General features: G+C 73.7%; 21 protein-coding genes. 5 read left to right on the forward strand and 16 right to left on the reverse strand.

Going from position 1 to position 21,887, the window contains the following annotated elements:
• Positions 1–3: 3 nt before the first annotated feature.
• The 9 genes from ABZ478_RS01605 to ABZ478_RS01645 all read right to left on the reverse strand — a co-directional run bounded on the left by ABZ478_RS01605 (position 4) and on the right by ABZ478_RS01645 (position 10,710).
• A complete protein-coding gene (locus ABZ478_RS01605; RefSeq protein ID WP_359544504.1) occupies positions 4–1,041 on the reverse strand; it encodes a glutamate ABC transporter substrate-binding protein in 1,038 nt (345 codons plus the stop codon).
• 14 nt (positions 1,042–1,055) lie between these two features.
• Complete coding sequence (locus tag ABZ478_RS01610; RefSeq protein ID WP_359544989.1) at positions 1,056–2,438, reverse strand: hypothetical protein; 1,383 nt, start codon at positions 2,436–2,438, stop codon at positions 1,056–1,058.
• Positions 2,439–2,672: 234 nt separating this feature from the next.
• Positions 2,673–3,650: a BadF/BadG/BcrA/BcrD ATPase family protein gene (locus ABZ478_RS01615; protein ID WP_359544505.1), complete on the reverse strand. Its 978-nt coding sequence runs from the start codon at positions 3,648–3,650 to the stop codon at positions 2,673–2,675.
• Complete coding sequence (locus ABZ478_RS01620) at positions 3,641–4,909, reverse strand: 6-phospho-beta-glucosidase (protein WP_358931465.1); 1,269 nt, start codon at positions 4,907–4,909, stop codon at positions 3,641–3,643. The genes ABZ478_RS01615 and ABZ478_RS01620 overlap by 10 nt, the downstream gene beginning before the upstream one ends.
• Before the next feature lie 7 nt (positions 4,910–4,916).
• A complete protein-coding gene (locus ABZ478_RS01625) occupies positions 4,917–5,810 on the reverse strand; it encodes a carbohydrate ABC transporter permease (RefSeq protein ID WP_359544506.1) in 894 nt (297 codons plus the stop codon).
• A 3-nt stretch (positions 5,811–5,813) separates the two neighbouring features.
• Positions 5,814–6,755, reverse strand: a complete 942-nt coding sequence (locus ABZ478_RS01630) for a sugar ABC transporter permease (protein WP_359544507.1) — start codon at positions 6,753–6,755, stop codon at positions 5,814–5,816.
• A 2-nt stretch (positions 6,756–6,757) separates the two neighbouring features.
• Positions 6,758–8,101, reverse strand: a complete 1,344-nt coding sequence (locus ABZ478_RS01635; protein WP_359544508.1) for an ABC transporter substrate-binding protein — start codon at positions 8,099–8,101, stop codon at positions 6,758–6,760.
• 60 nt (positions 8,102–8,161) lie between these two features.
• On the reverse strand, positions 8,162–9,373 hold the full coding sequence (locus ABZ478_RS01640; protein ID WP_359544509.1) for an ROK family transcriptional regulator: 1,212 nt from the start codon (positions 9,371–9,373) through the stop codon (positions 8,162–8,164).
• A gap of 233 nt (positions 9,374–9,606) precedes the next feature.
• Entirely contained in the window at positions 9,607–10,710 is a 1,104-nt protein-coding gene (locus tag ABZ478_RS01645) for a mechanosensitive ion channel family protein (RefSeq protein ID WP_359544510.1), read from the reverse strand.
• Positions 10,711–11,025: 315 nt separating this feature from the next.
• Here ABZ478_RS01645 and ABZ478_RS01650 point away from each other — a divergent pair, with 315 nt between their 5' ends.
• Entirely contained in the window at positions 11,026–11,562 is a 537-nt protein-coding gene (locus ABZ478_RS01650) for an HNH endonuclease (RefSeq protein ID WP_199210575.1), read from the forward strand.
• A gap of 44 nt (positions 11,563–11,606) precedes the next feature.
• Here ABZ478_RS01650 and ABZ478_RS01655 read toward each other — a convergent pair whose 3' ends face one another.
• The 5 genes from ABZ478_RS01655 to ABZ478_RS01675 form a co-directional block, all read right to left on the reverse strand.
• Positions 11,607–12,209, reverse strand: a complete 603-nt coding sequence (locus tag ABZ478_RS01655; RefSeq protein ID WP_359544511.1) for a hypothetical protein — start codon at positions 12,207–12,209, stop codon at positions 11,607–11,609.
• The gene (locus ABZ478_RS01660; protein WP_359544512.1) at positions 12,206–13,537 is read right to left on the reverse strand and encodes a hypothetical protein; all 1,332 of its coding nucleotides are present in this window, start codon (positions 13,535–13,537) and stop codon (positions 12,206–12,208) included. Before ABZ478_RS01660 ends, ABZ478_RS01655 begins: the two co-directional genes overlap by 4 nt.
• Positions 13,534–14,310, reverse strand: a complete 777-nt coding sequence (locus ABZ478_RS01665) for an ATP-binding cassette domain-containing protein (RefSeq protein WP_359544513.1) — start codon at positions 14,308–14,310, stop codon at positions 13,534–13,536. Before ABZ478_RS01665 ends, ABZ478_RS01660 begins: the two co-directional genes overlap by 4 nt.
• Positions 14,311–14,719: 409 nt before the next feature.
• A complete protein-coding gene (locus ABZ478_RS01670) occupies positions 14,720–15,595 on the reverse strand; it encodes a zf-HC2 domain-containing protein (RefSeq protein ID WP_359544514.1) in 876 nt (291 codons plus the stop codon).
• Positions 15,592–16,209: an RNA polymerase sigma factor gene (locus ABZ478_RS01675; protein WP_359544515.1), complete on the reverse strand. Its 618-nt coding sequence runs from the start codon at positions 16,207–16,209 to the stop codon at positions 15,592–15,594. The genes ABZ478_RS01670 and ABZ478_RS01675 overlap by 4 nt, the downstream gene beginning before the upstream one ends.
• A gap of 138 nt (positions 16,210–16,347) precedes the next feature.
• On the opposite strand from ABZ478_RS01675, the gene ABZ478_RS01680 reads away from it, so the two are divergent.
• The 3 genes from ABZ478_RS01680 to ABZ478_RS01690 are packed head-to-tail and all read left to right on the forward strand — an operon-like array spanning position 16,348 to position 19,006.
• Positions 16,348–16,593 carry a hypothetical protein gene (locus ABZ478_RS01680; protein WP_358931444.1) on the forward strand — a complete coding sequence of 82 codons (246 nt, stop codon included), beginning with the start codon at positions 16,348–16,350 and terminating at the stop codon, positions 16,591–16,593.
• On the forward strand, positions 16,594–18,672 hold the full coding sequence (gene malQ, locus ABZ478_RS01685; protein ID WP_359544516.1) for a 4-alpha-glucanotransferase: 2,079 nt from the start codon (positions 16,594–16,596) through the stop codon (positions 18,670–18,672). It begins immediately after the preceding gene.
• A 58-nt stretch (positions 18,673–18,730) separates the two neighbouring features.
• Positions 18,731–19,006, forward strand: coding sequence for a hypothetical protein (locus ABZ478_RS01690; RefSeq protein ID WP_359544517.1), 276 nt, complete (start codon positions 18,731–18,733; stop codon positions 19,004–19,006).
• A gap of 98 nt (positions 19,007–19,104) precedes the next feature.
• Here the strand turns inward: ABZ478_RS01690 and ABZ478_RS01695 are convergent, their stop codons facing one another.
• Complete coding sequence (locus tag ABZ478_RS01695) at positions 19,105–19,713, reverse strand: TetR family transcriptional regulator (protein WP_359544518.1); 609 nt, start codon at positions 19,711–19,713, stop codon at positions 19,105–19,107.
• A 155-nt stretch (positions 19,714–19,868) separates the two neighbouring features.
• Here ABZ478_RS01695 and ABZ478_RS01700 point away from each other — a divergent pair, with 155 nt between their 5' ends.
• Positions 19,869–21,359 carry an FAD-dependent monooxygenase gene (locus ABZ478_RS01700; protein ID WP_359544519.1) on the forward strand — a complete coding sequence of 497 codons (1,491 nt, stop codon included), beginning with the start codon at positions 19,869–19,871 and terminating at the stop codon, positions 21,357–21,359.
• Here the strand turns inward: ABZ478_RS01700 and ABZ478_RS01705 are convergent.
• On the reverse strand, positions 21,356–21,874 hold the full coding sequence (locus ABZ478_RS01705; protein ID WP_359544520.1) for a MarR family transcriptional regulator: 519 nt from the start codon (positions 21,872–21,874) through the stop codon (positions 21,356–21,358). The genes ABZ478_RS01700 and ABZ478_RS01705 overlap by 4 nt on opposite strands.
• Positions 21,875–21,887: the final 13 nt, after the last annotated feature.

The raw sequence follows: 21,887 nt of genomic DNA on the forward strand, positions 1-21,887 counted from the left end.
GGTTCAGCTCTTGCGCAGGTACTGCGGCGCGGGCGGCTTGGAAGGGTCCGAGTCCTTGCCCAGTGTGGCCGACAGCCACCTGTCGTACGACGCCTGCCAGCCGTCCGCGCGGTAGTCGACCAGGATGCGGTTGACCCGGCGTACCAGGTCGGTGGCGTCCTTCTTCATCGCCACGCCGTAGTACTCGGTGGTGAACGCGTCACCCTTCAGAGCGACCGTCGGGTCCTGGGCGGCCTGGCTGGCGGCGAGGGCGCCGTCGGTGACCACCGCGTCGACCTCACCGAGCTGGAGCCGCACCAGACAGTCGAGCTGGTTGGGGACGGTGGTGGAGATGTCGGCGGAGGCGGGCAGGTCGCCCGCGTCCCGGTCGGCCTTCAGCTTGCCGTACGCCGTGGAACCGGACGCCGTGCAGATCCTCTTGTGCGCGAGCGTGCCGTCGTAGCCCTTGACGGGCGAGGACTTGGGGGCGAGCACCTGCTGCCCGGTCTTGAAGTAGGGCGCGGAGAACGCCACGTCGTCGAGGCGCTCGCAGGTGATGGTCATCGTGCGGACCACCATGTCGACCCGGCCGTCCTTGATCGCGGGTATGCGCTGGCTGGTCGGGATGGCCTTGAACTGCACCGCGTCCGGGTCGCCGAGGATGTCCTCGGCGATTCTGTGGACGAGGTCGATGTCGAAGCCCTCGAGCTGGGCGGTCTCGGTGTTCGGGTTGCGGTAGCCCCAGTGGTAGCTGTTCTGGTCGACGCCGACGACCAGCTTGCGCTTGGCGCCCGTACGGGACTTGATGGCGTCGATGGTCGGGCCGTCCGCGCCGGACGGGGACAGCGTCTGCTTCTGCGCCTCGGAGTCCTCGCAGTCGCCGGCGCGTGCCTGGCTGCCCTTCGCGACGCCCGGGCCGGCGGTCCGCGCGCCGCTGTCGTCGTGAGGCGGCTGCGTGCACGGCAGCAGCAGTGCGAAGGCCAGGGCCAGCGCGCACAGCACCGCCATCGCGCCGACCCCGCCCCAGCCCCGCAAGGAGGCACGTACACGGCTCGCGTACATCGTCACGCCCCCTGTCACCGGTACTCCGAAAGCCTGCGCCCGACACCGGCCACCGCGAACGCCGCGCCGAGCACGCCCAGTACGGCGGCGCCGACGGGCAGCCCGGTCATCGCGTTCCGCCCGTCACCGGCGGCCCGCTGGAACTCGGTCTGCTCGTGGCCGATGGCCTTGGCGAGATTGCGGTCCACGCTGTCGAAGCACGCGCCGGTGGCGTCGGCGCCGCCTATCACCTTGTCCAGCGCCTGCTGGTAGTTGCCGTTCTCGTCCTCGGCGCGGGCCGAGGCGTGGCGCTGCTTCCACACCGCCATGTTGCCCTCGGCCGCCTTGACCGGCCCGGTGCCCGCGTCGTCGTCGGCGAGCCCGCGGGCGTCGGTGAGGCCCTTGGCGAGGACGCCCATGTCCCGGTCGAAGTCGTAGTAGTAGGCGTCGTACGTCTGTCCGCCCACCGTGACGGTCTCGGCGCCGCGCGCCACCAGGCTGAGGTTCTCGTTGCCCCGCGCCTTCAGGGAGGCGATGCGGGCGTCGTGCAGGACGTTCAGCGAGCGGACGCCGTTGTCGTAGGAGCCGTCCAGGCCCGACCTGGCGAGCGTGTGCCCCACCACCAGCCACAGCAGGGCCACCGCGGTGGCGGTGGAGGCGGCCACCAGGCCGTGGTTGAGGACGCGGTTGGTACGCCGGTAGGTGCGGTGCTGGGCCCAGCCGAGCGCGGCCAGGGTGAGTACGCCGAGCGCGATCGCCGCCCACGGGTAGGGCGTCGCGTCCCCGTAGTCGGCGTTCAGCCGCTGGTTCTCCTTCTTGTAGAGGTCCTCCGCCGCCGGGAGCATCTCCTTCTGCATCTTCTCGTTCGCGTACCGCAGATAGGCGCCGCCGACCGGATAGCCCTGCCGGTTGTAGGTGCGGGCGCGCTCCACGAGCCCCTTGTACTCGGGCAGCAGCTTGTTCAGCTTGGCGACGGCCGCCTCCGACGGCGAGCCCGGCTCGGAGTTGGCGGCGGCGGTGACGAGGCCGGCGGCGGCCGTGCGGATGTCCTTCTCGTACCGGTCCCGCGAGTCCGCGGTCTCCTGACCGCCCGCCAGGAACCCGCTGGAGGCCGCGGTGTTGGCGTCGGCCAGCGAGCGGTAGATGTCGGCGGCGCCGGAGCTGAGCGGCTGGCTGCTGTGCAGCACGTCGTCGGCGGCGGCCGCGCGTTCGGCGGTCTGCCAGGCGGTGACCGCGCCGAACGCGACGACCAGCACGGCGAGGACGGCACCGATGACGCGCAGCCGCCCCGGCTCGGTGGTCGCGGCGGCCCGCAGCCGGTCGACGCCCTCGGCGAAGGCGGTACGGCGGGGCGCCGGGGGCGGGCCGGGCCGGGCGGGCGGCACCGGCGGCGCGGGCTGCTGGGGGATCGCGGGCATGACGGCGCCCGCCGACGGCGGTGCCGTGCTGCTCTTCGGCGGGTGTGTCACCTGACCTCCCCCATGGTCATCCGTTCGCCGCCAAGTATTGCGGCACGGACCGACATCCGCACCGGCCTTCGCTTGATCTTGATCGGATCGCTGCGTCCCCTGTCCATGAATACGCCGTGGGCACCTGTTCGGTTCCCGCGGCCACCTGGTCCGGAGCGCCCGCCGGCGCGGCGCCGGCCGGTGTCAGCGCCCGGTGTCCCAGTGGGCCCGGGCCCGTTCCAGGGCCGCCTCCCGCGCGCGCAGGTGGTCCAGGCCCAGGAGGGCCGCGCCCAGGACCGGGGCGGCCGTGACCACGCGGACGTCCGCCTTGGGGGCGCGGGACGCCAGCAGGTCGCGTACGCCGTCGTCGAGCCGGGCGTGACCGGCGCTCAGGACGCTGCCGCCCAGCAGGACCGGGGTCTGTTCGCCCAGGAGGTCGAGCCGGGTCAGGGCCACCGTGGCCATTGTCGCGACCTCCTCCGCGAGACGGTCCACGAGGGAGCGGGCGACCCGGTCCCCGTGCGCGGCCGTGCGGAACAGCACCGGGGTCAGCTCGTGCCGGCGGCCGTGCTCGACGTGCCCCAGGTGCAGGGCCTCGATCAGCGCGTACATGGACGGCAGGCCGAAGTGGGCGGGCAGGGCGCGGGCCAGTTCGGTCGCCTCGCCCCGGCCGTCCTCCGCCCGGGCCGCGTACCACAGGGCCTCCTCGGCCAGGCCCCAGCCGCCGCCCCAGTCGCCGGAGATCCGCCCGATGGCCGGGAAGCGGGCGGTGCGGCCGTCGGGGCGCATCCCGACGCAGTTGATGCCCGCGCCGCACACCACGGCCACGCCCCTGGGCTCGGGCACACCCGCCCGCAGGATCGCGAAGGTGTCGTTGCGGACCTCCACCGAGGCGCCCCACGCGCGCGCGTGCAGCGCGGCCGCCAACTGCTCCTCCTCCACCGGCAGATCGGCGTTGGCGAGACAGGCGGAGACGTGCGAGGCGGTGGTCAGGCCCGCGTCCGCGAACGCCCGTGCGACCGGTTCGGCGAGGGCGTCCACGGCCGCGCCGACACCCACCGCCGGCGGGCGGAAGCCGCCGCCGCGGGCGGTGGCCAGCACCTCGCCCCCGGCGGTGACCACGGCCACGTCGGTCTTGCTGTTGCCCGCGTCGATGGCGAGGACGGTCGGGATCAGGCCCACGCGAGGTGCTCCCGGTTGTGCGCGACCAGCCGGTCGGTGAGGGCTTCGGCGTACTCGTACTGGCCGACGAGCGGATGGGCCAGCAGGGCGCGGAAGACCCGGTCCCGGCCGCCCCGCAGCGCCGCCTGGAGCGCCAGTTCCTCGTACGCCGTCACGTTCGCCACCAGGCCCGCGTACAGCGGGTCGAGGTCCGGCACGGCGAGCGGCGCGGCACCGGACGGGCCGACCGCCGCCTGCACCTCGATCACCGCGTCGTCCGGGAGGAACGGCAGCGTGCCCCGGTTGAGCGTGTTGACCACCTGGTACGGGCTTCCCGTGCCGCCGCCCAGCAGGGCCGCCGCCAGGTCAACGGCGGCCTCCGAGTAGAAGGCGCCGCCCCGCTTGGCGAGCAGCGCCGGCTTCTCGTCGAGGGACGGATCGGCGTACATCGCCAGCAACTCGCGCTCCATGGCGGCGACCTCCGCCGCCCGGGACGGCTTGGTGCGCAGGTCCCGCACCACCTCGTCGTGGGCGTAGTAGTAGCGCAGGTAGTAGGAGGGGATCACACCCAGCCGGTCCAGCAGGGGCCGGGGCAGGCGCAGGTCACCGGCGATGGCGTCGCCGTGCCGGGCGAGCAGTTCGGGCAGGACGTCCGCGCCCTCGGGGCCGCCGAGCCGCACGCCCGTCTCCCACGTCAGGTGGTTCAGGCCCACGTGCTCCAGGTGCACGTCCTTGGGGTCGGTGCCGAGCAGGGCCGCGAACTTGCGCTGCAGCCCGATCGCCACGTTGCACAGGCCGACCGCCCGGTGCCCGGCCTCCAGCAGGGCGCGGGTGACGATGCCGACCGGGTTGGTGAAGTCGATGATCCAGGCACGCGGGTTGGTACGGCGCACGCGCTCGGCGATGTCCAGGACGACCGGGACCGTGCGCAGCGCCTTGGCGAGGCCGCCTGCGCCGGTCGTCTCCTGGCCGATGCAGCCGCACTCCAGCGGCCAGGTCTCGTCCCGCTGCCGGGCGGCCTGGCCGCCGACCCGGAGCTGGAGCAGTACGGCGTCGGCGCCGTCCACGCCCGCGTCCAGGTCGGAGGTGGTGACGATGCGGCCGCCGTGGCCCTGCCTGGCGAAGATCCGGCGGGCCAGGCCGCCCACCAGTTCCAGACGCTCGGCGTCCGGGTCGACGAGGACGAGTTCCTCGACGGGCAGGGCGTCCCTGAGCCGGGCGAAGCCGTCGATGAGTTCGGGGGTGTAGGTCGAGCCGCCGCCGACCACGGTGAGTTTCATACGTGGATCAACCCTTTACTCCGGTGAGGGTGACGCCCTCGACGAACGCCTTCTGGGCGAAGAAGAACACGAGGATCACGGGTGCCATGACCAGCACGGTGGCGGCCATGGTGAGGTTCCAGTCGGTGTGGTGGGCGCCCTTGAAGGACTCCAGGCCGTAACTCAGTGTCCAGGCACCGGGGTTCTCCGAGGCGTAGATCTGCGGGCCGAAGTAGTCGTTCCAGGCGTAGAAGAACTGGAAGAGGGCCACGGCGGCGATGCCGGGCTTCGCCATCGGCAGCACCACCCGGACCAGGGTCCTGAGGTCGCCGCAGCCGTCCACCTTCGCGGCGTCCACGTACTCGTTCGGGATCGTCATCAGGAACTGGCGCAGCAGGAAGATGGAGAACGCGTCCCCGAACGCCATCGGGACGATCAGCGGCCACAGGGTGCCCGACAGGCCGAGCTGCTTCGCCCAGAACAGGTACATCGGGATGATGACCACCTGCGGGGGCAGCATCATCATCGAGATCACCAGCATGAGTGACAGATTCCGGCCCCGGAAGCGGAACTTGGCCAGCGCGTAGGCCACCGGTATCGAGGACGCCACGGTGAGCACGGTGCCGAGCCCGGCGTAGACCAGGGTGTTCCGCCACCAGGTGAGGAATCCCGGGGTGGCGAGGACCTCGTGGTAGTTGCCCCACTCCCAGGTGTGCGGGACCAGATCCCGGCTCAGGGCCTGGCTGTCGCTCATCAGCGAGGTGAGGAACACGAACACGAAGGGAAGGGTGAAGAACAGCGCGGCTGCGACCCCGAGGGAGTGCACCGCGATCCACTCCAGCAGGGCCCGGCGCCGGGCCGTCCGCTCGGCGCCCGGAACGGCCGGGGCCGCCTTCAGCGGCTTCTCCAGTACCTGGGTCATGGGTCAGTCACCTGCCTGGACGAGGCCGCCGCGGCGCCGCATCAGCAGCGCGGTGAACGCCATCGACAGGGCGAACAGGACCAGCGCGACGACACACGCCGAGCCGTAGTCGAAGCGCTGGAAGCCGAGGTTGTAGACGAGCTGGGGGAGGGTGAGCGTGGATTTGTCCGGGTAGCCGGGCTCGAACTGGGTGCCCGCGCCCTGGATCACACCCGAGGCGACCTTTCCCGCGATCAGCGGCTGCGTGTAGTACTGCATCGTCTGGATCACGCCGGTGACCACGGCGAACATCACGATCGGGGAGATGTTCGGCAGGGTGACGTAGCGGAAGCGCTGCCACGCCGACGCCCCGTCCAGCTCGGCGGCCTCGTACTGCTCCGCCGGTACGTCGAGCAGCGCTGCCATGAAGATGACCATCAGGTCGCCGATGCCCCACAGGGCGAGCAGGGTCAGGGCCGGCTTGGACCAGGCGGGGTCGTTGAACCAGCCCGGCGCCGGGAGGCCGATCCGCTCCAGGACCGAGTCGACCGGGCCGGTGCCGGGGTTGAGCAGGAAGGCGAAGGCCATGGTCGCGGCGACCGGCGGGGCCAGATAGGGCAGGTAGAACAGGGTGCGGAAGACACCGGCCCCCGTCCTGATCCTCGTGATGAGCAGCCCGACCCCGAGCCCGAAGACGACCCGGAGCGTCACCATCACCACGACCAGCCACAGGGTGTTGCGCAGCGCGGGCCAGAACAGCGGGTAGTGCTCGAAGACGTAGGTCCAGTTCTTCGTGCCGCTCCACGCCGGCGGCCGGAAGCCGTCGTAGTGCATGAAGGAGAAGTAGACCGTCGAGATCAGCGGGTACGCGAAGAAGACCGCGAAGCCGATCAGCCAGGGCGACATGAAGGCCGCCGTGCGCAGCGCCGCCCTGCGGCGCCTGGAACCCAACGTGGGCGCGGCCATGGCTACTTCGCCTGCGCGATGTCCGTGTCGATCTGCGCGGCCGTCTTCCTCAGGCCGGCCTTCAGATCGGTGACCTTGCCGCTCTCGTAGTCGTACCCGAACTGCTGGATCGTCACCAGGTACACACCGCCGTTGACCGAGGCGGGGGTGGTGGTGGAGTGCGGGTCGGCGGCGATGTCCAGGAAGGTCTTGAACCTCGGGTCGTACTTCAGCTTCGGCGACTTCAGCGCGGCCAGGGTGGAGGGCACGTTGTGGATGCCGTTGGCGAAGCCGACCACCGCGTCCGTGTCCGTGGTCATGTACTTCACCAGTTCCCAGGCCGCGTTCTGCTTGTGGCTGGTGGCGGCGATGCCCGTGACGGTGCCGGTGATGTAGCCCTTGCCGTACTGGTCGGCCTGGTCGTCCGGGACGGGCAGCGGGGCCACCCCGATCTCGAACTTCGGCTTGGCCTCCTCGGCCATGCCCAGCCGCCACTCGCCGTCGAGCTGCATGGCGACCTGCCCGGTGTGGAAGGGGTGCCTGGGGCCCCACTCGTCGCCGAGCGTGGCCCGGAACCGCTCCAGCTTCTGGAATCCGCCGAGTTCGTCGACGAGCCGCTTCTGGAGCGTGAAGCCCTTCTCGAAGGCGGGGTCCTCGGCGAGGCGGGACTTGCCGTCCTTGCCGAAGTAGACCGGGGAGAACTGGGCGAAGTAGTGCTCGGTGGTGGACTCCCAGCCGTGGTAGTCCGGCATGAAGCCGAGCTGCTCGTAGCCGTCGCCCCGCGTGACGGTCAGCTTCCTGGCGTCGGCCTCGAACTCCGACCAGGTCTTCGGCGGGGCGGAGATGCCGGCCTTCCGGAACGCCGTCTTGTTGTAGTAGAGGCCGTAGGCGTCGCCCAGCAGCGGCGCGGTGCAGCGGTCGCCCTCGAACCGGGTGTACTCGTTCATCGCCTTCGGGAAGGTCGTCTCCGGGTCGATGCCCGCCTTCTCGAAGAAGGGGTTCAGGTCGATCAGCGCGCCCGACGAGCAGAACTTGCCGACGTTGTTGGTGGTGAAGGAGGAGATGACGTCGGGGGCCCGGTCGCCGCCGGCGCGCAGGGCCTGGTTGATCTTGTCGTCGGTCATGTTGCCGACGACGTTCACATGGATGTTGGGGTGGGCCTTCTCGAATCCTGCGACCAGGGATTTCACCGCCTTGACCTCGTTCGGCGCGCTCCAGGCGTGCCAGAAGTTGATCGTCGTCTCCTTGGAGGCGTCGTCGGTGGCGCCGGAGCCCGACTGGCCGGTACAGGCGGTGGCGAGCAGGGCGAGCGAGGCGGTCAGGGCGAAGGCCGCTTTTCGGGCGGTTTTGGGTACGGCTGTGGGCATGGCGAGGTCTCCCGGGGACGGGGTGGGTGAGGAGGGAGTGCTTCGGTGGGGCTCGGGCGCTCAGCGTGAGGTGTCGAAGACCTCGTCGCGGGTGGTCGCGAGCGCGGACTCCAGGGCGCCGCGCAGCACGGGGTGTTCCGTCACGTCGCCGACGACCAGCCGGGGGCGGGCCGCGGCGAGTTCCTCGAGCTCGGCCTGGACGAGGGCGCGCAGCACCTCGCCGCCGGCCGTCAGGGCGGAGCCGCTGAGGACGACGAGTTCGGGGTCGAGGACGGAGACCAGTGAGGCGAGACCGGTGGCCAGCCGGGTCGCGTAGGTCCGCAGCAGTTCCCGGTGCGGTCCGCCGGCGTGGTCGGCCGCGCGCGCCAGGAGGGCCGCGGCCACGTCGGGGTACGGACCCGCCGGCAGGTCGGTGATGCCGAGTTCGCGGGCCAGTCGCGGTACGGCCTGGGAGCCGGCCAGCTCCTGGTAGCCGCCGCTGTTGGCCTTGGTCACCTGGCGCACCAGCGGGGTGCCCGGCACCGGCAGGAAGCCGACCTCGCCGGCGCCGCCGGTCCAGCCGCGGTGCAGCCGTCCGCCGAGCACCAGGGCGGCGCCCATGCCCTCCTGGTTCCACAGCAGGACGAAGTCCGCGTGACCGCGGGCCGCGCCGAGCCGCTGTTCGGCGATGGCGACGAGGTTGACGTCGTTCTCGTATTCGACCGGCATCGGCAGCGCGGCGGCGAGTTCGTCGAGCAGGCTGGGGGAGTGCCAGCCGGGCAGGTGCGAGGCGTAGCGCAGCCGGCCGGTGCCCGGGTCGAAGGCGCCCGGGGTGCCGATGACCAGCCGGTGCACGTCGGACCGGGTGAGACCCGCGGCCTTCACGGCGCCGTCGAGGGCCTCGGTGACCTGCTGCACGACGGGCCGGGCCGGACGCCGGCCCGGGGTGGGCAGCTCGTACTCGCCGACCGTGCGGCCGGTGACGTCGGCGACGGCGGCGCGGATGCGGTGCGGGGTGACATCGAGCCCGGCCGCGTGGGCGGCGCCCGGGTTCACGGCGTACAGCTGGGCGTTGGGGCCCGGCCGGCCCTCGCTGGTGCCGGTGGCCCGGACCAGCCCGGCCGCCTCCAGGCGGGCCAGGAGCTGGGACGCGGTCGGCTTGGACAGGCCGGTGAGCTTGCCGATGCGGGTACGGGACAGCGGCCCGTGCTCCAGGAGGAGGTCCAGCGCGGCACGGTCGTTCATGGCGCGCAGGACGCGCGGGGTGCCCGGCGTACCGGCGGTTCCTGCCATGCGGTCGACACCTGCCTTTCCAACTGCCCAGCTTTTCAGTGCGCCGGGCATGACGTCCAGCCTTGATCAACGGGCGCCCGGAAGATCACTGTTAGGAAACTTTCCTATTGGCGTGGGAGGAACGTAAGCCCAGGACGAAGAGGGCGTCAATAGACAACGCCCCCGAGGCAACGGAGTCGTTACCTCGGGGGCGTGGGGCCCGGGCGCCGGCGGCGCCGCGCGCGACCGCTTCGCTACTTGCCGGGAGGGGCCGGGCGCTGAGGGGTGATCGGGGTCGCCGCCACCGACTGCGGGGACTCCGCGTTGGCGTAGACCGACGGCGCCGCCACCGCCGCGGCCGGATCCGGGGCGTCCTCGACGTCCTCCACGGCCGTCGCGCCGCCCACGATGCGGATGCTCGCCGCGTCGAAGGCCCGCTTGACCCGCCAGCGCAGCTCGCGCTCCACGGCCACCGACTTGCCGGGCATGGTCCGCGCCGTCAGCCGCAGCACCATGGAGTCGATCAGCACGCTGTCCAGGCCCAGCACCTCGACCTGGCCCCACAGCAGCTCGTTCCAGGGCTCTTCCTTGCTCATCTTCTCGGCGACCTCGTCCAGGATGGTCTTCACCCGGTCCAGGTCCTCGCTCGCCCGCACGGTCACTTCGACCCCGGCGGTCGCCCAGCCCTGCGAGAGGTTGCCGATCCGCTTGACCTCGCCGTTGCGGACGTACCAGATCTCGCCGCCGTCACCGCGCAGCTTGGTCACCCGCAGCCCGACCTCGATCACCTCGCCGGAGGCCACGCCCGCGTCGATGATGTCGCCGACGCCGTACTGGTCCTCCAGGATCATGAAGACGCCGGAGAGGAAGTCCGTGACCAGGTTCCGGGCGCCGAAACCGATCGCCACGCCCGCCACACCGGCCGAGGCCAGCAGCGGCGCCAGGTTGATCTTGAAGGTGGACAGCACCATCAGCGCGGCCGTGCCGAGGATCAGGAAGCTGGCCACCGAGCGCAGCACGGAGCCGATCGCCGCCGACCGCTGCCGGCGCCGCTCGACGTTGACCAGCAGCCCGCCCAGCGCGCTGCCCTCCGAGGCCTGCACCGTCCGGGTCATGCGTTCGATCAGCTTGGTGATCGCCCGCCGCACCACCGCTCTGAGCGCCACCGCCACGACCACGACCAGCACGATCTGCAGACCCATCGCCAGCCAGGTCGACCAGTTCTGCTCCACCCAGCTCGCGGCGTTCGTCGCGTGTTCCTGGGCGTCCTGCAGGCTGGGAACGGGCGGCGTCGTCGAACCGGAGGGGGACGGCGAGGGGGACGCGCCGGCGGCCGCGAGGACGACGGGCAATGACACGGCAGGTACCTCCATGGTGCTGCGCGGTCCGTTCCGGCGGGGCGGTCAAGGTCTTCGGGATCACGAAAAGGTCACCGGACGGACAGAACCAACACACTAACGGGGCATTGTGTGTGCTCCGCGCCGTTCCGCCCAAGGGAGACGGGTCTCACCTGGGCTTGAACACGCCATGATCCGGGGGACACATCAGGTGTGGTCGAAAACACTCCCAGCCCGTTACCGGGACATGGTGGCGCGTTCACCAGGCATGAGGGGAGACTGACTGCAGATCGTCCCGGCGCGAGCCACGCGCCGCCGACGCCCAAGGAGGCACCCGTGCCGCACGTCCTGGTCCTCAACGCGTCGTACGAGCCGCTCGGCGTCGTACCGCTCCGCCGCGCGCTCGTCCTCGTCCTGGAGAACAAGGCCGTCTCCCTCGAGGAATCCGGCGCCTTTATGCACAGCGCGACCGTCACAGTCTCCGCACCCAGCGTGGTCCGGCTGAAGCGTTTCGTACGGGTTCCCTACCGGGGTCCCGTTCCTCTCACCCGCCGGGCGCTGTTCGCGCGCGACGGGGGCCGGTGCATGTACTGCGGTGGCGTCGCAACCAGCGTCGACCACGTCATCCCGCGCAGCCGCGGGGGCAAGCACGTCTGGGACAACGTGGTGGCCTCGTGCCGCCGCTGCAACCACGTGAAGGCCGACCGCCACCTCGTCGAGATCGGCTGGCGGCTGCGCCACAAACCCGCCCCGCCCACCGGTCTGGCCTGGCGCATCATCGGCACCGGCCACAGGGACCCGCGCTGGCTGCCCTACTTGCAGCCGTACGGCGCGGACGACGCCATGGCCCGGATCGACGGCATCTCAGCCTGACGATTCCGGGCCTTCGCGCACCCCGTGGCCGGACGGCGCCTCGTTCAGCCGCGGGGGCCTTCGGCACGCGCCCCGCGCACCGCGTACAGCCCGGCGCCCACCACGAACGCGGTCAGCGCCGCGGCCCAGGCGCCCGGTTGCGCGCCCGGTTGCATCGGCCACGCCCACACCGTGACCGCGCGCCCGCGCGCCCCCGAGGAGGCCAGATAGACGGCCGTCACATAGCCGAAGGCGGGCAGCCAGCTCAGCCTGGCGCCCAGCAGGACGGCCGCGGCGGCCGTGACACCGGTGCACCCGAGGGTGTTGCGGACGACCGCGGGCGGCCCGAAGGTCTCCGCGTGCCCGAGCACCGCCAGCGGCAGCACCAGTGCCGCCAGCGCGGTCAGCGCCCCGAGCTGCGCCAGCCGCCGCGGCCACCAGGGCCGTACGGCCGTCCGGTCCAGCTCGTCCGACGCCGAGTACAGGCTCGTGCCGATGACGGCGGCCGCCAGCAGCGGAGCCAGGGCGACGACCGGCACCCGGCGGTAGGGGTCGAGATAGGCGTCCAGGCGGCCGGCGGCCCACACCGCGAAGGCGGTGGTGCCGGCCAGCGCGAGCAGAGTGAGGGGGAGGGCGCGGGAACGGGCGTAGAGGAGGGGGCCGTTCACAGGGCGGGCACCCCCTTCACATCACAGGTGCCCGCCGTCGCGAAGTACGCCGACAGCCAGTCCCGGCGCTCCTCCGCGCCCATTCCGGCCAGCTCGGCCCGGGCGGCGAGGCGCTTGCGGAGGTCGGCGCGGCGAGCCGCGTCGCCACGGGCATCGATCTCGTCGAACCTCTCCTGCGCCGGACTGGGGGCGAGGTACGCCTCCACGGCGTCGTCGGCCCGGCGCATCCGCTCCGTGGAGTGCAGGCAGTCGGGGCGCCGTTCCAGGGCCGCCGTCGCCTCCCACGCGAACTCCCGCGGATCGGTCAGCCGGCCCCGTACCACCGACCAGCCCAGCGGCGTGAGGTTGGGCAGCTGGGCCTCGGCGTCGTGCGACTCGTGGTCGCGCTCCTCCCACCGCACCGGCAGGTTCCGTACCCCCTCGAGCCTGCCCGTGACGCCCGACAGGGCCTCGGTGACCTGCGGCAGCATCCCCGCGTACCGGGCGTTCACGCAGACCGCCGGCGTGGTGGAGGTGTCGCAGACCTGCCGGCGCGCGAGCGGGGCCTCGTGCCACAGACCGTCCCCGGTCTGCGTCAGCACCGCCCCCGCGGCCACGGCGGCGGCCAGCGGCAGCAGGGCCGTCACCCGGCGCCGCGCCGCGTACGCCAGCACGGCGCCGAACGCCAGGCCCGCGGTCCACACGGCCATCGAGACCGGCTGCCACCACACCGGGGCGTCGGGGGCCAGGACCGGGAACGCCGGATTGAGATGCCGCGCGGAGCCCGAATGACTCACCGACGGCACGCCGAGCCCCACGTACCCGGCGATCGCCAGCACCGGCGCGGCCAGCCGGGTGGGCACGGCCCGCCCCACCACATGCCCGAGCAGCGCGGCCGCCGCCACCGCCACGGTGTCACCGGACAGCAGCTCGGGGTGCGGCCGGTCGCCCTGCGCGTAGGGCCAGGTGGCGAGCATCGCGAGGCCCGCCGCGGCCAGATAGCCGGCGGCCGTCCAGAGCGTGACGGGCAGCGCCGAGGCCAGGAACCGGGCGAGCCGCCCCCGGACGGCCGTCCCCCACAGCTCCTCGGTACGCCGCCGCCGCTCCCGTCCGCCCTGCCAGCAGCCCGCGGCGGCGGCCAACGGGGCGGCGATCAGCACGGTGATGTGCGTCTGGGTTGCGGTCTCCGCCCAGCCGCCCTGCCAGCGGGCGGCGGAGCCGGCCAGCAGCACACCGAGGGTGAGCAGTACGGCGGCCCCGGCGAAGGGCGGGAATCCGCGCAGGGACTGAGCGCGCAGCGGATGGGGCGCCCGCGCGACGGGTGTCCTCTGGTCGGTCACGAGGCTCATCGCACCGACTCCCGCGTCCCCGCGCCGCCGCGGTGGGCCCGCAGCGCGGCCGTGTAACCGCGCTCGATCGGGTGGTCGCCGGGCCCGCCCGAGGTCTCGCCCATCCGCGTGAGCGCATGCGGGGTGCCGCGGTAGGCGATCCGGCCCCCGTCGAGGAGGGTGACCTCCGTGCAGGCGGCGGCCACGTCCTCCACCAGGTGGGTGGAGACGACCACCGTGGCCGCGGTGCCGAGTTCGCGCAGCAGCTCGCGGAACTCCACCCGCTGCTCCGGGTCGAGACCGGCGGTGGGCTCGTCCAGCAGCAGCACGCTCGGCTCGTTGACGATGGCCTGGGCGATGCCGACCCGGCGGACCATGCCCCCGGACAGGGTGCGGATCTTCGCGTCGGCGCGGTCCGCGAGACCAACCCGGGCCACGGCGTCCGCCACGGCGGCCGGGACGCGCGCGGCGGGCATCTCCTTCAGCCACGCCACGTACGCGACGAACTCCCGCACCGTGAAGCCGGGGTAGTAGCCGAACTCCTGCGGCAGATAGCCCAGCCGGCGCCGGACCGCGGACCGCCCGCGGTGGCCGGCGGTGTCCTGGCCGAGGATCTCCACCCGCCCGGCGGACGGCCGGGCCACGGTGGCCAGGACCCGGATCAGTGAGGTCTTCCCGGCACCGTTCGGCCCGAGCAGCCCGTGCACACCGGTGCCCAGGTCCAGATCGACGCCGTCCAGCGCGAGGTGCTTCCGGTGCCGGACCCGCAGGCCGGACACGAGTATGGAACTCAAGGGGTCTCCAGAGATGGCTTGCCGGGGCCGGGCCACCGGGGTGGTGGCGGAGCGTCGGCGGATCAGGTGATCGTCAGCGGGGCGGCGCGGTGGCTGCCGCCGTGGTGGGTGGTGCGTGGTTCGGTTCCGGTGGGTTCGCGTTCCCGAGGGGCGTGGCCCAGGGGGCGCATGCGGCGTCCCCGGGGGGCGTCGCGGCGGCTGCCATCGTGCCGCCCGGGATCGGGTGATCGGGGCGGACCGGCGGTGCTCGGACCGCCGGCCCGGTGGCCAGGGGGCGGCCGGCCCCGTGATGGTCGCCCCGCGACACCAAGGCCGCGGGGCCCCGGTCCGGGCGCGGCGTCCGCCGGGCTGGTTCGGGGTGCTCGCGGGTGATGCGGTCAGGGGCCGGGCGGCGCCGCAGGGCCCGCGATCACCGGCGGAGCAGGCGGTCGTAGGCCGGGCGGCGGGCCGTGAGGAGGGCGGCGCTCAGGACGGCCGCCGCCGCCCACGCGCCCTGCGCCCCCGCACCGTCGAAGCAGCGGGACAGCTGCTCGGTCAGAGGCGTGGTGACCTCGCCGCCCGGGGTACCGGACACGGGCACGCCGACGGCGCACAGCCAGCCCCCGGCCGTGACCCCGGCCGCCGTACGGCAGCCGGTGAAGGAGGCCAGGGCGAGCGTGCCCAGGGTCAGGGCCAGCCCCGGCAGCAGCCAGGCCGCGGCGGCCGGGGCGCCGGAGGCGGGCAGCAGCAGCCCGGCCACGGTCAGCAGCGGCAGGCTCACCGCGAGCACGGCGGCCGTCCGGGTCAGCGCCAGACGCAGCCCGCCGGCCGGGCTGGCCGCCGCCACCTCGTACAGCGGGTCGGCGTGCGGCCCGTAGGACAGCGCGACCCCGGCCACGGGCACCACGGGCGCGATCGCCAGCAGCAGCGCCCGAGCGCCGGGCACGCCGCCCCCGTACCCCAGGGCCATCGCCCCCACCGCGACGAGCAGCACGGCAGGCAGCCACGCCCCCCGCACGGCCGGCCCGGCGGCCCAGAGCAGCCGGGCCCGCCGGGACAGCGCCGGAGCCGCCACGAAGCGCGCCGCCCCCGCGGGCGCCGCCCCCAGCACCGTCTCCCGCACCTCGTCCAAGACCGTCCCCGCGGCCGTGCCGCGCACCGCCCGCGACACCAGCGCCGCGCATCCCGGGCAGTACTCCAGGTGCTTCTCCAGGGACCACGCGTCCGGCTCCGCCAGGGAGCCGTCGGCATACCGGGCGACGAGGCCGGCCGAGGCGTGCCAGACGTGCGCGTTGCCGTGGATCATGCCGTACCTCCCAGCGGGGACGGGTTCAGATGGGCCAGCGCCGACCGCAGCTCCGTACGGGCGCGCCGGGCACGGGACTTGACGGTGCCCTCGGGTATGCCGAGCAGCCGGGCCGCCTCCCGGGTGCTCAGCCCGTCGACGACGGTCGCCCGCAGCACCTCGCGCAGCTCGGGGGAGATCCGGTCCAGCGCGGCGCCGACGTCCCCGTACTCGAGACCGGCCAGCACCCTGTCCTCGGCGGAGGGCGCCGCGGCGGGTTCGTGGACGCCGTCCGCGGACTCCAGCGGCGCACCCGCCACCCGCGCGGCCCGCTCCTGCGCCCGCCGCGCGTCGACCAGCCGCCGTGCCGCGATCGTCCACAGCCAGCCGCCGGCCTCCTGCCCGCGGTGCCCGGCCGCCGACCGCCACACGGTGACGAACGTGTCCTGCAGCACCTCCCGGACGACCTCCGGATCGGCACAGCGCCGGGTCAGCCGCGCGTGCAGCCAGCCGGCGTGCCGGTCGTACAGATCGGCCATGGCCGCCGGATCGCCCGCCGCGACGGCCCGCAGCAGTGCCGCGTCCCCGTCGCCGTCCTTCTCCCGCTGGCCCCCCACGGGGCGGAACAGTCTCACACCCCCTCTATCGACCACGCGCCCGGCACCGGTTCACGGGATGCGCACGCGCGTGCCCGGGCGGTGTGGTGAGTGGCTTCGGCGTCGCGGGGTAGGCCTGCCCTGACCACCAAGCGATCGAGAGAGAAGGAGGCCCCCGTGGCCGCACCGGCTCATCCCACCATTCCGGCCCAGTGGAAACCCTTGGCGGAGCCGTCCGCCGAGACCGACGACGCGCGGCTGTGCGTCTTCAGCGCGGAGAGCGCCTGCGTGGAGGCGCCGCTGACCAGCGAGCCGCCCCTGCCCGACGCCGAACCCCTGACCAGCGAGCCACCGCTCGCCGAGGCCGCCCCGCTGACCAGCGAGTCCGACCCGATCCCCGACTTCTTCGGCGCGGGACTGTAGATGGCCGCGGCCGCCGACGAACAGCTGGCCCGGCTCGCCGCACTGCACGGGGTGGACACCTCCTACCGCCCCGCCCCGGACCGCACGGTCGACGTCCCCGCCTCCGCCGTGGTGGCCGCCCTGGCCGCCCTCGGCGTCGACGCGGGCACCCCGGACGCGGTACGCGCCGCGCTCGCCGAACGGGAGCGCGAGCTGCGCGAGCGGCTGCTCCCGCCGACGGTCGTGCACTGGGCCGGCGACCCGGGCGGCCCCGCCGCCCTCGCCGCACTGCCCGCCGGCACCCGCCTCACCGTCCGGACCGAGCAGGGCGAGACGCGGGACACGGCCGAGGGACTGCCCCTCGGAGCGCACCGGGTGACCGCCGTCGCGCCGGACGGCCGCACCGGGCACGCCCATCTCGTCGTCGCGCCGGACCGGCTGCCCACCCCGGCCACCCGCTCCTACGGCCTGCTCGTCCAGCTCTACTCGCTGCTCTCCCGGCGCTCCTGGGGCATGGGCGACCTCGGTGACCTCGCCGAGCTGGCCGGCTGGGCCGGACGCACCGCCGGCGCCGGGTTCGTACAGGTCAACCCGTTGCACGCGGCCGTGCCCGGCTCCCCGACCGACCCCTCGCCGTACCGGCCGTCCTCACGCCGCTTCCCCGACCCGGTGCACCTGCGCGTCGAGCTGATCGACGAGTTCGCCCACGTCGAGGACCAGGACCGGGTCCGCACCCTGCTGGAACGCGCCGCGCGGCTGCGCGCCGACGTCCTCGACAAGGGCGCCCTCATCGACCGGGACGCCGTATGGGAGCTGAAGCGGGAGGCACTGGAACTGGTCCTCGCCGTCCCCCTCGGACCGGGACGGCAGGCCGCCTACGACGCCTTCCGCGCCGAGGAGGGGCAGGCCCTGGAGGACCACGCCACCTGGTACGCGCTCGCCGAGGCCCACGGCTCCGACTGGCACCAGTGGCCCGCCGGCCTGCGCGACCCGCGTTCCGCCGAGACCGCCCGCGCCCGCGCCGGGCTCGCCGGCCGGGTCGCCTTCCACTCCCGGCTCGCCTGGCTCACCGACGGCCAGCTCCGCGCCGCCCAGCGCGCCGCGCGGGAGGCCGGCATGCCCGTCGGGATCGTGCACGACCTCGCCGTCGGCGTGCACCCCCAGGGCGCGGACGCCTGGGCGCAGCAGGACCACTTCGCCGCCGGGATGTCGGTCGGCGCCCCGCCCGACGCCTTCAATGCCCACGGCCAGGACTGGGGGCTGCCGCCCTGGCGCCCCGACCGGCTGGCCGCCTCCGGCCACGCCCCCTACCGCCACCTGCTGCGCGCCCTGTTCCGCTACACCGGCGCCCTGCGCATCGACCATGTGATGGGCCTGTTCCGGCTGTGGTGGGTGCCCCAGGGCAGCCCGCCCACCGAGGGCACCTACGTCCGCCACGACGCCGAGGCCATGCTCGCCCTGCTCGCCCTGGAGGCGTTCCGGGCCGGGGCGGTGGTGATCGGCGAGGACCTGGGGACCGTGGAGCCCGGGGTGCGTGAGCGGCTGCAGCGGCGCGGGGTGCTCGGCACCTCCGTGCTCTGGTTCGAACGGGACTGGGAGGGCGACGGCCGCCCGCTGCCCCCGGAACAGTGGCGCGCCGACTGCCTGGCCACCGCCACCACCCACGACCTGCCGCCCACCGCCGCCCGCCTCACCGGCGACCACGTCGGCCTGCGCGACCGTCTGGGCCTGCTCACCCGCTCCGCCGCCGAGGAGAGCGCCGAGGCGGCCGCGGACACGGCGGAGTGGCTCGCCCTGCTGGGCAGCCTCGGTCTGCTGGACAGCCCGGCGGCCGGACCGCCCGGCAGCGACGAGGAGGCGGAGATCCAGGGCGTCCACCGCTTCCTGCTGCGCACCCCGGCCCGGCTGGTCGGCGTCTGGCTCCCGGACGGCGTCGGCGACCGCCGTCCGCAGAACCTGCCCGGCACCTGGGACGAGTACCCGAACTGGCGGCTGCCCGTCGCCGATCCGCAGGGCCGCCCGATGACGCTGGAGGAACTGGCGGCCTCGCCCCGGCTCCGGGCGCTGCTGGACGTGTTCAGGGAGGGGACGGGACGGTGAGGGCCGCGTAGGGGACCCCGGGCGCGCGTCCGTCCGGGTGGTTCGCTAACTTGAGGGTGTGGACAAGAAGAACGCCCTGCGCGCCGGCGCCCTGGCCGCCGGTACGACGCTGATGATGCTGCTCATGTCGTCCCCCGCGCTCGCGCTGACCCGCGACGACGGTGACGACCCCGGCCCCGGCCTGAGCGTCATCCAGACGCTGGGCCTCTATGTGGTGGCGCCGATCGCCCTGTTCGTGATCATCGCGGGCCTGGTCATGGTGCTGGGGAAGTCCCACGCCAAGAAGGACACCACGACGTCCAACATCAACGTGAAGGGCGAGGCGAAGGCCTGACCGGCCGCCCCGTCCCGCCGAGGGCGCCGTCCTCCCTCCGGTACGCGCACACCGCCGTACCAGGGTGAGGTCGGCGCCCTCGGCGTTTCCCGGCGGGCTCAGGGGCTGGGCGCGGTGAGGTACCGCTGCACGGTCGGCCCCAGCCAGGCCACCAGCTCCTCGCGCGTCAGCGCCACCGCCGGCGGCAGCCGCAGCACATAGCGGGTGAGGGCCAGCCCGAGCAGCTGCGCCGCGCACAGCGCCGCGCGGGCCGGAACCTGCTCCGGGTCGGGACACACCTGCCGGGCCACCGGCAGCAGCTGGTCCCGGAAGATGCCCTGCATGCGCTCGGCCCCGGCCTGGTTGGTGGCACCCACCCTCAGTACCGCCGTCAGCTCCTCGTTCTCCTCCCACAGGCCGAGGAAGTGCGTGACCAGCGTCCGGCCGGCCTCGTCCCGGGGCACCGGCCCCAGATCGGGCAGCCGCAGATCGAGCGCGACGGCCGCCGCGAACAGGCCCTCCTTGCTGCCGAAGTACCGCATCACCATGGAGGGGTCGATGCGCGCGTCCTTGGCGATGGCGCGGATGGTGGCCCGTTCGTAGCCGTCGGTGGCGAAGCGCTCGCGGGCGGCCGCGAGGATCGCGGTGCGGGTGGCGTTCGAGCGGCGCGACTGACTGGTGCTCTTGCCGCTGCCGGAGTCGCCGCTGCTGCTGGTGCTGACGGTCATGCCTACAAGCGTAGGCCCACGAGCGTTGGCCAACAAGCGTTGACAAGCAATCGAGGTCGCCGTAGCTTTGCCAACAAGCGTTGACCAACAGCTGTTGACCGGCGAGCGCGGGCCAGCAGGCGTAGGCCAACAAATGTTGGCACCAGGAGGTCCTCATGAACGGCACCACTGGAAACACCGGCCCCACCGCTGCTCCCAGGCCCGCCTCCAACCCCGTCCACCCTCGCGTCCTCGTCGTCGGCTCCGGCCCCACCGGACTCCTCCTCGCCGGTGATCTCGCCGCCGCGGGCGTCCCGGTCACCGTGCTGGAGAAGCGCCCCCACGGGATCAGCAACCTCTCCCGCGCCTTCGTCCTGCACGCCCGCACACTCGAACAGCTCGACGCCCGGGGCCTCGCCGAGGGCCTGGAGGCCCTCGGGCAGCCCCTGGACCGGCTCCGCCTCTTCGGCCGGCTCACCGTCGACCTCGCCGCCCTGCCCTCCCGCTTCAACCACCTCCTCGTCCTCCCGCAGTACGAGGTGGAGAAGGCGCTGGAGCGGCGGGCGCTCGAAGCCGGCGTCGACTTCCGGTACGAGACCGAGCTGACCGGCCTCACCCAGGACGCCGACGGAGTCACCGTCGAGGTCAGCGGCCCCGGCGGGCGCGCGGAAACCTTGCGGGCCGCCTACCTCGTCGGCGCCGACGGCATGCGCAGCGCCGTACGGGACGCGATCGGGCTGCCGTTCCCGGGCAGGTCGGTGATCCGGTCCGTCGTCCTCGCCGACGTCCGGCTCGCCGAGAAGCCCCCGGCCCTGCTCACCGTCAACGCCGTCGGCGACGCCTTCGCCTTCCTCGCGCCCTTCGGCGACGGCTACTACCGGGTGATCGGCTGGCACCGCGGACGCGACGTCCCCGACAACGAGCCGCTGGACCTGGCCGAGGTCAAGGAGATCACCCGGCTCGCCCTCGGCCGGGACTACGGGATGCACGACGCCCGCTGGCTGTCCCGCTTCCACAGCGACGAGCGCCAGGCGCCCGCCTACCGGGCCGGCCGGGTCTTCCTCGCCGGGGACGCCGCGCACGTGCACACCCCCGCCGGCGGTCAGGGCATGAACACCGGGCTCCAGGACGCGGCCAACCTGAGCTGGAAGCTCGCCGCGGTCGTCGGCGGTCACGCGGATCCCGAACTGCTCGACAGCTACCAGGCCGAGCGGCACCCGGTCGGCAGGGCGGTGCTGCGCAGCAGCGGCGGGATCGTGCGCCTCGCCATGGCCAAGCGCCCCTGGACGCTGGCGGCCCGGGGCGCGCTCACCGCGTTCCTCGACGCCGTCGGCCCCGCCCGCCGCAAGGTCGCCGGCCAGGTCACCGGCATCGGCTACCGCTACCCCGCGCCCCGCGGTGCCCACCGCCTCACCGGCGCCCGGGTCCCGGACGTCGCCCTGGCCGGCGGCGGCCGCCTCTACGAGGCGCTGCGCGGGGGCCGGTTCGTGCTGATCACCCCGGAGCCGTACGAGGGCGGGCACGGCGACCGGCTGGCCGTGACGCGCTGGGCGGGTGACCGCCGTACGACGCTGCTGGTGCGCCCCGACGGATACGTGGCCTGGGCGGCCGACTCGGCCGGCCCCGCGGAGATCGGGGCGGCCGTGGCCGGACATGTCGGCGGCTAGTTGCCCGTCTCCCGCGTCCCGGAGAGCAACTCCCTCAGCAGGCCGGCCAGTTGGCCGGCCTGTTCGTCGTCCAGGTGGGACAGGGCCTCCGTCTGGACGGCGAGGCCCGCGCCGACCGCCCGGTCGATGACGTCCAGCCCCTTCTCGGTCAGGGTCACCTGGAGCCCCCGGCGGTCGTGGGGGTCGGGGGAACGGCGCAGCAGTTCGGCCCGCTCCAGTTTGTCGAGGCGGCCGGTCATGCCACCGGTGGTGAGCATCAGGGTCGCCGAGAGCTGGCGGGGGGACAGGGCGTACGGCTCGCCGGAGCGGCGCAGGGTGGCCAGCACGTCGAACTCGCCCCGGGAGACGCCGTAGGGCTCGTAGGCCTTCTCCATGCGGTCGCCCATGGTGCGGGAGAGGCGGTAGATCCGCCCGAAGACCTCCATCGCCCTGGTGTCGAGGTCGGGGCGGACGGCCGCCCACTGCCCGATGATCGCGTCGACGGGGTCGTTGGGCTGCTGCCGGCCTGCGTTCATGCGTCCGAGTATC

Source organism: Streptomyces sp. NPDC005706 (assembly GCF_040631045.1).
In the GTDB taxonomy this organism is placed as follows: domain Bacteria; phylum Actinomycetota; class Actinomycetes; order Streptomycetales; family Streptomycetaceae; genus Streptomyces.